At 72.1% G+C, this 13,222-nt stretch carries 10 protein-coding genes; 9 read left to right on the top strand and 1 reads right to left on the bottom strand.

Going from position 1 to position 13,222, the window contains the following annotated elements; genetic code table 11:
- Positions 1-102: 102 nt before the first annotated feature.
- Positions 103-375 carry a hypothetical protein gene (locus tag OHV05_RS00400; protein ID WP_405015718.1) on the bottom strand — a complete coding sequence of 91 codons (273 nt, stop codon included), beginning with the start codon at positions 373-375 and terminating at the stop codon, positions 103-105.
- A 274-nt stretch (positions 376-649) separates the two neighbouring features.
- Here OHV05_RS00400 and OHV05_RS00395 point away from each other — a divergent pair, with 274 nt between their 5' ends.
- The 9 genes from OHV05_RS00395 to OHV05_RS00355 all read left to right on the top strand — a co-directional run bounded on the left by OHV05_RS00395 (position 650) and on the right by OHV05_RS00355 (position 13,218).
- Complete coding sequence (locus tag OHV05_RS00395) at positions 650-961, top strand: hypothetical protein (protein ID WP_405015717.1); 312 nt, start codon at positions 650-652, stop codon at positions 959-961.
- Positions 962-1,222: 261 nt separating this feature from the next.
- Complete coding sequence (locus OHV05_RS00390; RefSeq protein WP_405021363.1) at positions 1,223-1,984, top strand: class I SAM-dependent methyltransferase; 762 nt, start codon at positions 1,223-1,225, stop codon at positions 1,982-1,984.
- 661 nt (positions 1,985-2,645) lie between these two features.
- Positions 2,646-4,049 (top strand): hypothetical protein, encoded by a 1,404-nt coding sequence (locus OHV05_RS00385; protein WP_405015716.1) that lies wholly within the window; start codon positions 2,646-2,648, stop codon positions 4,047-4,049.
- A 335-nt stretch (positions 4,050-4,384) separates the two neighbouring features.
- Positions 4,385-4,813, top strand: a complete 429-nt coding sequence (locus OHV05_RS00380; protein ID WP_405015715.1) for a DUF5959 family protein — start codon at positions 4,385-4,387, stop codon at positions 4,811-4,813.
- A gap of 677 nt (positions 4,814-5,490) precedes the next feature.
- Positions 5,491-6,309, top strand: a complete 819-nt coding sequence (locus OHV05_RS00375) for an SDR family NAD(P)-dependent oxidoreductase (protein WP_405015714.1) — start codon at positions 5,491-5,493, stop codon at positions 6,307-6,309.
- Between the two features lie 260 nt (positions 6,310-6,569).
- Complete coding sequence (kdpB, locus tag OHV05_RS00370) at positions 6,570-8,702, top strand: potassium-transporting ATPase subunit KdpB (protein ID WP_405015713.1); 2,133 nt, start codon at positions 6,570-6,572, stop codon at positions 8,700-8,702.
- Positions 8,703-8,789: 87 nt separating this feature from the next.
- Positions 8,790-10,187 carry a KamA family radical SAM protein gene (locus tag OHV05_RS00365; RefSeq protein WP_405015712.1) on the top strand — a complete coding sequence of 466 codons (1,398 nt, stop codon included), beginning with the start codon at positions 8,790-8,792 and terminating at the stop codon, positions 10,185-10,187.
- Positions 10,184-11,497: a phenylacetate--CoA ligase family protein gene (locus tag OHV05_RS00360; protein ID WP_405015711.1), complete on the top strand. Its 1,314-nt coding sequence runs from the start codon at positions 10,184-10,186 to the stop codon at positions 11,495-11,497. The genes OHV05_RS00365 and OHV05_RS00360 overlap by 4 nt, the downstream gene beginning before the upstream one ends.
- On the top strand, positions 11,494-13,218 hold the full coding sequence (locus OHV05_RS00355; protein WP_405015710.1) for a prenyltransferase/squalene oxidase repeat-containing protein: 1,725 nt from the start codon (positions 11,494-11,496) through the stop codon (positions 13,216-13,218). The genes OHV05_RS00360 and OHV05_RS00355 overlap by 4 nt, the downstream gene beginning before the upstream one ends.
- Positions 13,219-13,222: the final 4 nt, after the last annotated feature.

Genomic DNA, 13,222 nt, shown 5'->3' with positions numbered 1-13,222 from the left:
GCCGCCGGGGTGTCGGCAGGCGCCACTCGTGTGACTGGTCGAGACACCTGTCACCAGTTGGCCGATGTAGTTGTCACCTGCTCCGATTTTTCGGGCTAGTTGTCACTGACCGTTGCTCGCCATGCGGGCCCTGGCCTCGTCAAGGTGGCTCGGGCGGGTGCTCAGCCGAAGTTGAGGGCCTGCATAGCCGGCCCCGACGACTGTGATCACTGAGCCGATCGCCGGCCAGTCTGCTGGGTTGACGTAGTTGTCGCCGATTTCGAGGGTGTCGACCACGCCGATCTCCCCGGACGGGATCTGGACCCTGAGCCCGTAGTGCATGTGTTTGATCACGGTTCCGTCGGTCACGGACCACCTCGTCAGCTGCTCAGCCATGGCACGAGTCTTGCAGCTGGCGAGGGGAGGGTGAGCTGATTGTCCGTATGGCTGGGTGCCAGCTCCTGGGGCGCAACGGCCACGGGTGTTCACGAGTAGGGCTGACCAGGGTCCGGGGAGGGCAGCCGAAGATCGCTCCCCGAGCGACGAGTGATCGCTTCCCGAATGCGGGTCATGTAGGTCGGCGGGCCGAGTCGGACTGCAGTAGGAGAAGGCTTGGCACTCACGCGCCCACCGTCGGCCGGCTGGCCCGCTGGTGTGCGAAGATCCGGGAATGCTGACCGAACGGATAGCGGCGGTGGACTGGGCCGCGATCCCTACGCCGGCCCTTCGGGTCCCGTCGTGGGCCACCGTGCACGTTCCGCATGACGGGCAGCTACCGGATCCGGTTGCGCCGCTGCAGGCGCTGGCCACTGCCCGCAGTCAAGTCCTGGTTGCCAACGCCGTATCCCGGTTGGAGAACACCAGCGTCCTGCACGGGCACATGGCCGCCGTCTTCCCCGCAGCGGTCGCCTCCACCCCGTTCCTGCTGGAAATCGCCGAACAACCGGACGCCTTCCCGTTGGCCCGCAACTCCGCATCGTAGGGGTGCCGGATCTCGGCGGACATGTTCCAACCTCCGTGGCAGGAAGGGGAGCAGTGGCTGACGCACTTCTATCGGGAGTTCGGCCAGGAAAGCGCCTCACCATGCCTGCGAAGCCCGAAGGACCACGGCCCCGTGGCAGTCGCCCACACGCCGGTCCGGTCCCGGGGTGGGTGGCGGCGCGGCGGGGGAGAAGTGTCCTGACGCGGCGTTACCGTCGTGAGGGTGACGGGAATCAATGCTGACCGGCGGTGGTCCGAGTCCATGTCGGCGGCCTACGAGCAGTACCTCGTGCCGGTGGTCTTCCGGCCCTTCGCCGAGGATCTGGCTGGCCGGGCGGCGGCGCTCCACCCTCGGCGGGTCCTCGAACTGGCGGCGGGGACGGGTGTGTTGACGGTGGGATTGCTCGCAGCGACACCTTCGGCCGAGGTGACGGCCACCGACCTGAACGAGGCCATGGTCGCTCTCGGGTCGGCCCGGGCCCCGGGCGCGGTGTGGCGGCAGGCCGATGCCCAGCGGCTGCCCTTCCCGGACGCAGGATTCGACCTGGTGGTCTGCCAGTTCGGCGTGATGTTCTTTCCCGACCACGTCGAGGCGTTCTCCGAGGTCCGCCGGGTGCTGGCCCCGGGTGGCAGGTTCCTGTTCAACACCTGGGGCCCGCTCGGGACGCACGCCTTCGAGGTCGCGCTGCAGGCGGGGCTCGAGCGGGCGTTTCCGGTCGACCCGCCGAGGTTCTTCCCCACGGTCCCGCACGGGTACGCCGACCCTGCCGTGGTGGCCGCCGACCTGGCGGCCGCCGGGTTCGCCGTCGAGGACGCGCAGGAGCTGACGCTGCAGGGCACGGCCGCGTCGACCGCCGACCTCGCCACCGGGTACCTCACCGGGACGCCGGTCCGCGCGGCGGTCGAGGAGCGCGGCGACGGACCGGCCGTCCGGGCCACCGTCATCGAGGAGATGACGGCCCGTCTGGGTCCGGGGCCGGTCACCGCCCCGATGACGGCGTACGTCTTCCGCGCCGTGGCCTGAGTGCTGGTGACGCACGGACGCTTGGTTGTCCCGCAGGCCGCGAGGTCGTGAGCTGCCGGACGGGCGAGTGCCAACGGGCCGTCAAGATCGGCCGGAGCGCTGCCAAGAGAGCGTCAGGGAAACCGGAGGCCCTTCTTTCGGAATCCAGTGTCGTCCTCAGGGAACCGGGGCCGCCTCGCTTGGGGTGGATCCGTTCCACGCCGGTGGAGAACTTCACCGAGACACCGTCGGCGGCCAGGTGATGAGGGGGCGCGGTAACGGGCTGTATCGGCTGTACGGGGGCGAGGCCGCCAGGGGTGGCGGCATCGAGTACAGCAAGGCCCGTTCCGCGCCTTCGGTCGTCTCCGGCCGCGCGTGGCGCCAACGATGCGTCAGGAACTCGCCGCAAGGCGTCAAGAACGCGTCAGGGACGCGCTGCGGTCGATCACGCCGGTCCTAGCGTCAGCGGGCGGCCGAACTCGGTTCGTGGTGCTTCCGCGCCATGGATCCCACCGGGGGACGGTCGGCGATCCGTCGGCGGGGGAGAGGACGCGCAGTCATGTCAGTGGGGGTTCCGGTCAGATCGGCCGTACCGAAGCGGACCGAAACGGTGGATCCCGGGCCACCCGGCCCGGGCGCTGTCGTACCGGGTCGCCGGGTGCGGGCGTCGCGGTGGAGCTTCGTGCCGGCTGGTACCCGGTTGAGCACGCCCCGGCTGGTCCGGGTGCTGACCGCAGTGTGCCTGGCAGGTCTGTTGGCCTTCGCGGCCACGGCCGCCGTGGTGCTCGTCGGCGGCCGGAACGGCATCGACACCATCGGGCACCGGGCCGCCCCACAGTCGATCCGTGCCACCGACCTCTCCTTCGCGCTCAGCGACATGGACGCCCAGACCGCCAACATCCTGCTGATCGGTGCCGACCCCGGGTACACCGCCCTGCGCAGGCAGACCCTCGACACCTACGAGCAGCGGCGCGCCCAGGCCGGCGCGGATCTCCAACGTGCCGCCGAAGCCGCCGTCGGGGACCCGGCGGGACAACTGGCGGTGCAGACCGTGCTGGGTGAGCTCGGCCGGTACGAGGCCCTGGTGGCGCGGTCCCAGCTGCTGGCGGACCAAGCCGGGTCCCCGGCGGGCAAGCCCGCGCCCGAGGCGCTCGACGCCTACCGTCAGGCGACCGACCTGCTCCGGCAGAAGCTGCTGCCCGCCGCGGACCAGGTGACCGCCGCGAACGCGGCCACGGTCGAACGGATCCACGCCGAGCAGCGCGACGGCCTGGCCGCCGGCCGGTGGTGGCTGCCGGCCACCGGCCTGTCGGCGCTGTGTGCGCTCGCCGCCTTGCAGCGGATCCTCGCCGTGCGCTTCCGACGCCTCGTCAACCCGCCCCTGGCGGCGGTCACCCTGCTGACCGTCCTCGCGCTGGCGACCGGTCTGAGCCTGGTGGCCCGGGCCGAGCAGCATCTGGTGGTCGCGAAGAGCAACGCGTACGACTCGGTGATCGCGCTGAGCCGGGCCCGCGCGGTCGCCTACGCCATGAACGCCGACGAGAGCCGGTACCTGACCGATCCGGCCCGGGCCGGGGCCTACGAACAGAGCTTCTTCGACAAGACCCAGGCGTTCGCCCGGCTCGACGGCACCTCGCTGAGTACGTACGACACCCGCCTGGCGGCAGCGGGCGGTGCCCACCGCGCCGACCGTTCCGTCGTCCCGTTCGACGGGTTCCTCGGTACGGAGCTGCGCAACGTCACCTTCGCGGGCGAGCAGGATGCGGCGGAACGGGTCCTGACGGCCTTCGAGGCGTACCAGCGGGACGACCGGACGATGCGCCAACTGCGGGACCAGGGACGGCTGAAGGACGCCGTCACCTTCAACACCGGCACCGCACCCGGCCAGTCCAACGCCGACTTCGAGCTGCTCGGCACCGCCCTCGCCGATGTCATGGCGATCAATCAGCGAGCGATGGACCAAGCGGTCGAGGACGCCGACGAGGAGCTCGGCCAGGGCATCACGGCCGTCGCCGGCCTGGCGCTCGCCGCCGCCCTGGCCCTGACCGTGCTCGGCGTCCGCCCGCGCCTGCGCGAGTACCGCTGAGCCGAACGGGGCGGTCCAGGTCCCGACCTGTCCAGGAAGGGGACCGGCTGCCGCTGGCCGGGGAACCTGACCACAGGCGGATCCCGGCCTCGTCCGCCGACCGGTGGACATAGGTAGCCCCTTTCGTACAGATCACGAGGCCTGCCGATCGAACGCGAGGCCCAAGCGCGGCAGCGAAACCAGTGCGGAGATCGGTCCGCCGCCCGGCAGCCCGGCCTGCGGACCGATCTCCGCACCGAACTGCTGTGCGGGTGGGCGACCTGTGCGGGCCTGCCGGCACCCCGGTGGACGCTCACCTCCCGACTCGTCGGCACGACGCGCAGGATCCTGAAGGCATGAGCGATGCCGAGACAGCGGTGGACCTGATCCACCTGGCCGACCGTCAGAACAGCGTCGTGATCAGAGTGCTCGGTCACCATGACGGAGGCGACGTCGAGGCCGAGGTGGTCATCACGAGCACGTTCTGCAACGGTCGGCTGGGCCTCAGCCTTGCGCCCAAGGACCTTGACGACTGGGCCACCGCCCTGGACGACCTCGCCCGCGGCCTGTCCGTCTGCTGGATGACCGACATGCGCAACCCCGAGATCAACATCGAGTTCAACACCCAGTTCGCGATCCCCCTGATCACCGTCGAAGACGTCCAGGGCTCCACGACGGCCATGGCCGTACCCGTGGACCTGCCGGACGGTTGGGTCGAAGAGCACCGCAGACGTCTGGATCACATCCGCCAACTACCGCTGCGCCCTCAGGCGATCCAGCAGTAGACGCTGCCCGAGGCGGGTGCAGCGGCAGGTGGTCGGCTGGCCGAGTGGGCTCCAGATGTCGTGGCGAGGGCTGGCAGCCCGGGTCTGGTGCGGCGCGGCCCAGTACCGGGGACCCGGCGGCTGGTCGGCGGCCGCAAGCGCCGCTCATTTGTCGGGGAGGTCCGCTGATGCTGCCGGGTGGCGAGTTCGGTGCCGGAGGCCGACGCCGAAGTCCAGGCGGTGGGCGACGGGCTGGCCGCCCGTGGAGGCGAGGTTGACGGAGGCGGGGCTGGGTGGTGCTGAGCCGCAGGGCGGCGAAGTGGGCTTCGTGCGCCCCGGGACGGCACGGCATCAAGGAATCGTCAGAGCCGCCGGGGAGCCGTTGCCCCGGTGATCCGGGTGTATTTGAATGAGCGTCATGAACCGCTCGACACGCCATCACGACCGCCCGCCGCAGCTGCGGGCGCCGGCTGTTGTCGCGGTCACCGCCGTCCGGTAGCGATTCCTCCCCGAACCAGTTCCCGGACGTATCGCGGGCGGGGCCGCCACGGCCCGCCCGCACCGTTCTTCCTCCGCCCGGGCGGGAGCGACACGCACCAGCCCGGCAGGATTCCGCCTCACTCCCTCGCATCTCCGGCACCCGGTACGCGCATGCCGCGCCCCGGCACCCCGGGGTGCCCGCCACCCTTGGATGGGTCATGTCAGCAGTTCTGTCCTCCCGTACCGCCCTGGTCACCGGCGCCTCCTCCGGCATCGGCTGGGAGACCGCCGGCCGGCTCGCCGCCCTCGGCGCCACCGTGATCGTGCACGCCCGTACCGTGAACGAGGGTGAGCACGCCGTCGACCGGCTGGTCGCCGCAGGTGCCTCCCGCGACCAACTCCACATGTTCGCCGCGGACTTCACCCGCCTCGGCGAGGTGGCCGTGCTGGCGGCGACCGTCGCGACGGCCTTCCCGACCCTGGACCTGCTGGTCAACAACGCGGCTGTGCTGGCCCCCGAGCGCTGCACCCTCACCGACGACGGCAACGAGGTCTCGCTCCAGGTCAACTTCCTGGCCGCCCACCTGCTCGCGAAACTGCTGCGGGCGCCGCTCTCGGCGGCCGGCGGCAGCGCGCGGATCGTCAACGTGTCCTCCTCGCTGCACCGCACCGCGTCGATGAACTGGAACGACCCGCACCGGGCGAAGAAGTACTCCCGGGTCGCGGCGTACGCGCAGTCGCAGCTGGCGCTCACCATGGCGGCCCGCGACATGGCCCCCGAGGGCTCCGGCATCACCTCGGTGAGCGTCAACCCCGGGCTGTGCGACACCGCGCTGCTCCCGCTGTACGGCCGGGTCGGCGCACCCGCCGCCGAAGGCGCGGCGGCCGTGGTCGCGCTCTGCCTGCCCGACTTCCGCCTCACCAACGGCGAGTACTACGACGGCGGCGACATCGCCCCGAGCGCCCAGGTGGTGCACGAGGAGCGGTCGCTGCGCCGCCTGGGCAAGCTCGCCGACCAGCTCGTCACCCGCACCTGAGACCGTCCGTCGCACCAGGAGAGACCGGCATGTCCAAGCGCGCACGTAAGGAGAGGGCCCGCCGCAGGAAGAAGACCAACCACGGCCGCGGATCCCGCCGCAAACCGGCCGGTTCCGGCGCCAGGGTTGCGTCAATCCCTCCTGGTGATCCGTCAAGAAGGTGTCAGTGAGGGAGCGTCGGCGTTCGGTGGGGCGGTTGGCTGGTGAGGTCGTCCCATGCCGGTCTCCCGTTGCCGGTCCGCCTGCAGAAGGTTCGCCGCATGCCTCCCCTGGCTCCTGAGAAGGACCCCGTCACCGTACCGTCGCAGTCCCTGTCGACGGCCCGTCACCACCGGGCCCCGAGCGGGTTGTTCGATCCGAAGCAGCTGGTGTCCGCCTTCCCGGAGGCACTGCGCAAACTGCATCCCCGGGTGATGGTGAAGAACCCGGTGATGTTCGTGGTCGAGGTCGGCTCGGCCCTGACCACGCTGTCGGCGGTGCTGTCGCCCAGTGTCTTCGCCTGGCTGATCAGTCTCTGGCTCTGGCTGACCGTGGTGTTCGCCAACCTGGCGGAGGCGGTCGCCGAGGGGCGGGGCAAGGCGCAGGCGGAGTCGCTGCGCCAGGCCAGGACCGGGACGGTGGCTCGCCGGATCGAGCGGTGGCGGGTCGGGCTGGAGGAGTTCCGGGAGGAGCGGGTGCCGGCCGAGCAGCTGCTGCTGCACGACTTCGTGGTGGTCGAGGCGGGGGAGACGGTTCCCGGCGACGGCGACGTGGTGGACGGCGTCGCCGCGGTCGACGAGTCGGCCATCACCGGCGAGTCGGCCCCGGTGATCCGTGAGGCGGGCGGGGACCGCTGCGCCGTCACGGGTGGTACCAAGGTGCTGTCCGACCGGATCGTCGTGCGGATCACCTCCAGGCCGGGGCTGACCTTCATCGACCGGATGATCGCCCTGGTCGAGGGCGCCGAGCGGAAGAAGACCCCGAACGAGATCGCCCTCAACCTGCTGCTCGCCTCGCTCACCGTCGTCTTCGTGCTCTGTGTCGTCACCCTGCAGCCGATGGCCGTGTTCGCCGGGGCCGAGCAGAGCACGACCGTGCTGGTGGCCCTGCTGGTGGCCCTGATCCCGACCACGATCGGCGCGCTGCTGTCGGCGATCGGCATCGCGGGCATGGACCGGCTGGTGCAGCGCAACGTGCTGGCGATGTCGGGCCGGGCGGTGGAGGCGGCCGGGGACGTGGACGTCCTGCTGCTGGACAAGACCGGCACCATCACCTTCGGCAACCGCCAGGCGGTGCGCTTCGTGGCACTGGCCGGCGTGGCGGGCGCTCAACTCGCGGAGGCGGCCCAGCTGTCCAGCCTCGCCGACGAGACGCCGGAGGGCCGCTCGGTGGTGGTGCTGGCCAAGGAGCGGTACGGGCTGCGCGAGCGGGCGCCGGGTGAGCTCGGGCGGATGGAGTTCGTCCCGTTCAGTGCGCAGACCCGGATGAGCGGCGTCGACCTGAACCAGCCGGACGGCACCGTCATCCTGGTGCGCAAGGGCGCGGCGGCCGCGGTGGCGACCTGGGTGCACGAGCGGGGCGGCCAGGTGCCGCAGCAGGCGTTCGACGCCGTCCGGGTGATCGCCTCCGGCGGCGGCACACCGCTGCTGGTCGCCGTCCACGACCGTTACGGCGCACGGGTGTTGGGGGTCGTCCAGCTCAAGGACATCGTCAAGGACGGCATCCGGCAGCGGTTCGAGGAGCTGCGCCGGATGGGCATCCGCACCGTCATGGTCACCGGGGACAACCCGCTGACCGCCCGGGCGATCGCCGACGAGGCCGGGGTGGACGACTTCCTCGCCGAGGCCACCCCCGAGGACAAGCTGGCGCTGATCAAGGCGGAGCAGGAGGGCGGGAAGCTGGTCGCGATGACCGGCGACGGCACCAACGACGCCCCCGCCCTGGCGCAGGCCGACGTCGGCGTGGCGATGAACACCGGCACCTCCGCCGCGAAGGAGGCCGGCAACATGGTGGACCTCGACTCCAACCCCACCAAGCTGATCGAGATCGTCACGATCGGCAAGCAACTCCTCATCACCCGAGGAGCGTTGACCACCTTCTCGATCGCCAACGACGTCGCCAAGTATTTCGCGATCATCCCGGCGATGTTCGCGGCCGCCTACCCGGGCCTGGACCGGCTCAACGTGATGGGCCTGCACAGCCCGCAGTCCGCGATCACCTCGGCGATCATCTTCAACGCGCTGATCATCGTCGCGCTGATCCCGCTCGCGCTGCGCGGGGTGCGCTACCGGCCCGCCTCGGCCTCCGAGCTGCTGGGCCGCAACCTGCGGCGCTACGGTCTCGGCGGGCTGGTCCTGCCCTTCCTCGGTATCAAACTCATCGACCTGGTCGTCCAGTTCGTCCCCGGCCTGTGACCGGTTCGGTTCGGCCGGGCACGACCGATGGTCCGGTGATGGTGGAGCGATGTAGCACCGATGTTCGAGCCGTCGAGGCTGATGGGCGTGACGACGACGACCCACGCCGGGACCGGAACCGTGCTCTACGAGTACCGGCGCACAGAGCTGATCGAGCCGGACTGGCGGCGCTTCCCGCTGTGGAGCGAGGTCACCGCCGAGGAGTGGCGGGACCCGCAGTGGCAGCGCGCGCACTGTGTGAAGAACCTGCGCCAGCTGCGCGAGGCGCTGGGCCCCGGCCCGGGGGAGACCTTCTACGAGGATGTCGCCCGGGACCAGGCGGAGTTGGCGACCATGTCGCTTCTGCTGCCCCCGCACGTCCTCAACACGATGTCCCCGGACCGGCCGCCGACGGCCGACTCGCTGTACGCCGACCCGGTGCGCCGCTACATGCTGCCGGCCGCCTCGGACCGTGACCCCGAGTGGCCCAGCCACCCGGTGGCCAGCCGGGATTCGCTGCACGAGGCCGACATGTGGGTGGCCGAGGGGCTGACCCACCGTTACCCGACCAAGGTGCTGGCCGAGGTGGTCGCCACCTGCCCGCAGTACTGCGGGCACTGCACCCGGATGGACCTGGTCGGCCCGGCCACCCCGGCGACCCCGAAGTACCGTTTCGCGCTCAAGCCGGTGGACCGGCTGGACCGGATCGTCGAGTACCTGCGGGCCACCCCGGCCGTACGCGACGTGGTGGTCTCCGGCGGGGACACCGCCAACCTGCCCTGGCCGCGCCTGGAGGCGTTCCTGCTGCGGCTGCTCGACATCGAGAACATCCGTGACATCCGGATCGCCACCAAGGCCCTGGTCGGCCTCCCGCAGCACTGGCTGGCCGACGAGGTCAGGGCCGGCATGGCCCGGGTCGCCGCGCTCGCCTTCAGCCGGGGCGTCAGCATCGCGGTGCACACCCACGCCAACGCGGCCCAGCAGGTCACCCCGCTGGTGGAGGAGGCGGCCCGGGCGATGCTGGAGGCCGGTGTGCGCGACGTCCGCAACCAGGGCGTCCTGCTGCGCGGGGTCAACGACAGCCCCAAGGCGCTGCTGGACCTGTGCTTCGCCCTGCTGGACGGCGGCGGCATCACGCCGTACTACTTCTACCTCTGCGACATCATCCCCAACAGCGAGCACTGGCGGCTGCCGCTGGCCGAGGCGCAGCGGCTCCAGGACGCCATCATGGGCTACCTGCCCGGCTTCGCCACGCCCCGGCTGGTCTGCGACGTGCCGTACGCCGGCAAGCGCTGGGTGCACCAGGTCTCGCGCTACGACCGGGAGTTGGGGATCTCGTACTGGACCAAGCACTTCCTGACCCTGCTGGACACCGACGACCCGCAGGCGCTGGAGCGGGTCTACGAGTACCACGACCCGATGCACAGCCTGCCGGAATCGGGCCTGGAGTACTGGCGCAGCCGGCGCGACGAGCCCGCCCTCTCCCTTCTGGAGCGCAGCCGATGATGCTGTTCAACGACCCGGCCGCGCTCGCGGCCTTCGCCGAGGCGCACCGCCGCCTCCAGCAGCTGGAAGCGGCGGGCTTCGCGCCCGAACTGGTCCGGGAGATCCAGCAGGAGAAGCTGGCCCTGCTCTGGGACCGGGCGGCCGAGGCACCCTTCTACCGGGACGCGCCCGGCGTCGCGGACCGGGACCTGGGCGCGGTGGAGCCGACCGCGAAGGACCGGCTGAAGGCCGGGCCGGCCGACTTCGCCCGGGCCGGTCTCGAACGGGTCGTCAAGTACTACGAGAGCTCCGGCTCCTCGGGCATCCCCACGCCGACGCCCCGGCTCGCCGAGGACGTGATCCACAACGTCATCGGGGTGGCCCCGCTCTGGCGCCGGGCGCTGGGCGCCGACCCGCGCCGGGTCGCGGTGCTGCTGCCCTCGGACGTGGTGCCGGTGGCCGACTTCGTGGCCGGGGTCTGCGAGTACCTCGGGCACGCCGCGCTGCGCTGCTACCCGTTCACCACCGGGATGTGCGACTTCGACCGGCTGGAGCGGCTGTTCGGGGGCTACCGCCCCGAGGTGCTGTTCGCCGCGCCCGGGGTGCTGACCCAGTGGACCCGGGTGCTGAAGAGCCGGGGTGCACTCGACGACGTCCGGTCCCGGGTGCGGACGGTGATGCTGCTCGGCGAGGTCTCGCTGCCCGCCCAGCGCGCCAAGCTGGCCGCCGACTGGCAGGCCGACGTCTTCGACGCCTCCTACGGCAGCACCGAGACCGGCACCATCGCCGCGACCTGCGAGCGGGACCGCCTGCACCTGCTGCCGCACGGCCACATCCTCGAACTGCGCGACGGCGACAAGCTGGTGCCCGCCGCGCCGGGCGCCACCGGTGAGTTGGTGGACACCCCGCTGAACAACTTCGCCCGCCCGCTGCTGCGGCTGGCCACCGGCGACATCGCCGACGTCGCCGCCGAGCCCTGCCCGTGCGGCCTGGCCCTGCCGACCGTGCACATCCACGGCCGGCAGTCGGACCGGGTGGAGATCGGCGGCACGGTGGTCGACGAGCGCCTGATCGGCTCGATCGTCTACCAGGACCACCGGGTCACCGGCTACCTGATCCAGGTCCAGGCGGCGGCCACCCGGCTGGTGCTGGAGCGTGACGTGGACGTCGAGGAGAGCGACGACGTGCTCGCCGCCGACGCCCGGGAGCGCTTCGAGGGCACCGGAATCCGGTGGGACGACGTGCTGGTGGTCAGTCAGCTGCCCGCCGTCACCAAGGCCGGTGGCAGTCAGAAGAACTGGAAGCGCACCAACGTGGTGGTCGCCCGATGAACCCGTTCACCCTGCTCGCCGACGGCGGGGTCCGACAGGGCGAGGCCGACCTCTGGTGCAGCTACGCCGCCGTGCGCACGCTGCACTGGCTCGGCGAGAAGCCGGCCCGGGCGGGCCAGGTGGTCGACTTCCTGCTCTCCCGGCAGAACGCGGACGGTGGCTTCGCCTGGCAGCGCGGGCTGCCCTCGGACGTCTGGGCGACGTACTACTGCACCCAGTCGCTGGGCGACCTCGGCCACCAGGTGCCGCACGCCGGGCTGTTGGCCGACTGGCTGGCGCAGACCCGCACCCGGGACGGCGGCTTCGCCATGACGCCGGGTCAGGGCGCCGACATCTGGGCCGCCTACTACGCCACCCGGCTGTACCGCGAGGTGCTGCGGCTTCCGGTGCCGGCGGTCGAGGAGCTCGGCGGCTGGCTGGCGGCGGCCCAGCAGCCGTGCGGTGGGCTGAGCTGGAGCCCGGGCGGTCGCGGCGCCGACGTCCGGGCCGGCTACTACGGCGCGCTCGCCTGGCGCGCGGCCGCCGGGGACGCACCGGTGCCGTGGCGGGCCGAGGCCCTGGTCGAGTGGCTCCGGGACCAGCAGGGCCCGGAGGGCGGCTTCCGGTTCGCGCCGGGTTCGCACCCCTGCGCCTGGGCGGCGTTCCGGGCGGTGCGGGCGCTGGACGCGCTGGACGCCGCGCCGCGCGAGCCCGACCGGCTGCGCGGCTGGCTGGCCGCCCGGAGGCTGCCCGACGGCGGCTACGAGCGCTGGGCCGGCTACGGGAGTTCGGACGTCTGGGCCTGCTTCAGCGTGGTCGGCGCCTACCAGACCCTGGGCGACCGGCCCGAGCCGGCCGACCGGGCCCGGATCGCCGAGCTGGTCAGGTCCTGCCAGCTGCCCGACTCCGGCTTCACCTACACCGACCCCGGCCGGGCCGGCGACAGTCTGGCCACCGCGGCGGCCACGGTGCTCACCGCGCTGCGCCCGGCCCCGGGCCCGGCCGTCACCGGACCACTGGTGCGCTGGCTCCAGCAGGCCCATCTCCCGTACGAGGACGGCGTGATGTACATGCCGGGCCGGGGTGCGGAGGTGCGCTGCACGCTCTGGGCGATCGAAGCCCTGGGCGCGGTCGGCGAGCGGGTGGACACCAGGCGGATCGGTCGCTGGGTGCGCGGGCTGCAGAACGCCGACGGCGGCTTCGGCTACTGGCTCGGCCGGGGGTCCGACCTGGTCTCCACGGTCAGCGCCGTCGAGGCGCTGGCCGCCGCCGGGCTGGTGCCGGCGGACCGGATCGACCCGGCCGGAGCACTCCGCTTCCTGGCCGACTGCCGCGCCGGTGACCGGTTCCGCCCGGTGCCGGGCGCCGAGCCGACCCTGGCCGCCACCGCCCAGGCGGCCCGGGTGCTCGCCCTGCTGGGCAGCGCCGAGGAGGCGGCCGCACTCGGTGCGACGCTCGCCGCCCAGGCCGGACCGCTCGGCGGCTTCGGCCCGACCTCGCGCGGCCTGCCCGACCTGCTGACGACCTACCAGGTGGTGCTCACCCAGTCCGTGCTGGGCCTGCCCGTCGACCTGGACGGGCTGCGCCGGTTCCTGGCCAAGGTGCGGGTCGGCTCGGGCTTCGCCTGGAGCCCGCTGAGCCGGCTGCCGGCCGGTCTGCTGGCGGGCTGTCTCGGTGAGCAGCTCGCCGCACTGGCCGCCAGCGCCGCCGCCCCCGCGCGCCTGCTGCGACTCAATCTCTAGGGGA

Source organism: Kitasatospora sp. NBC_00070 (genome assembly GCF_045041205.1).
Lineage (GTDB): Bacteria > Actinomycetota > Actinomycetes > Streptomycetales > Streptomycetaceae > Kitasatospora.
Note: the sequence above shows the minus strand (reverse complement) of the source record. Positions and strands in the feature narration are given on the sequence as shown.

Coding starts and splice junctions, on each gene's coding strand:
- OHV05_RS00400 (WP_405015718.1), bottom strand. CDS start 375: ATGGCTGAGCAGCTGACGAGGTGGTCCGTGACCGACGGAACCGTGATC.
- OHV05_RS00395 (WP_405015717.1), top strand. CDS start 650: ATGCTGACCGAACGGATAGCGGCGGTGGACTGGGCCGCGATCCCTACG.
- OHV05_RS00390 (WP_405021363.1), top strand. CDS start 1,223: ATGTCGGCGGCCTACGAGCAGTACCTCGTGCCGGTGGTCTTCCGGCCC.
- OHV05_RS00380 (WP_405015715.1), top strand. CDS start 4,385: ATGAGCGATGCCGAGACAGCGGTGGACCTGATCCACCTGGCCGACCGT.
- OHV05_RS00375 (WP_405015714.1), top strand. CDS start 5,491: ATGTCAGCAGTTCTGTCCTCCCGTACCGCCCTGGTCACCGGCGCCTCC.
- kdpB (WP_405015713.1), top strand. CDS start 6,570: ATGCCTCCCCTGGCTCCTGAGAAGGACCCCGTCACCGTACCGTCGCAG.
- OHV05_RS00360 (WP_405015711.1), top strand. CDS start 10,184: ATGATGCTGTTCAACGACCCGGCCGCGCTCGCGGCCTTCGCCGAGGCG.
- OHV05_RS00355 (WP_405015710.1), top strand. CDS start 11,494: ATGAACCCGTTCACCCTGCTCGCCGACGGCGGGGTCCGACAGGGCGAG.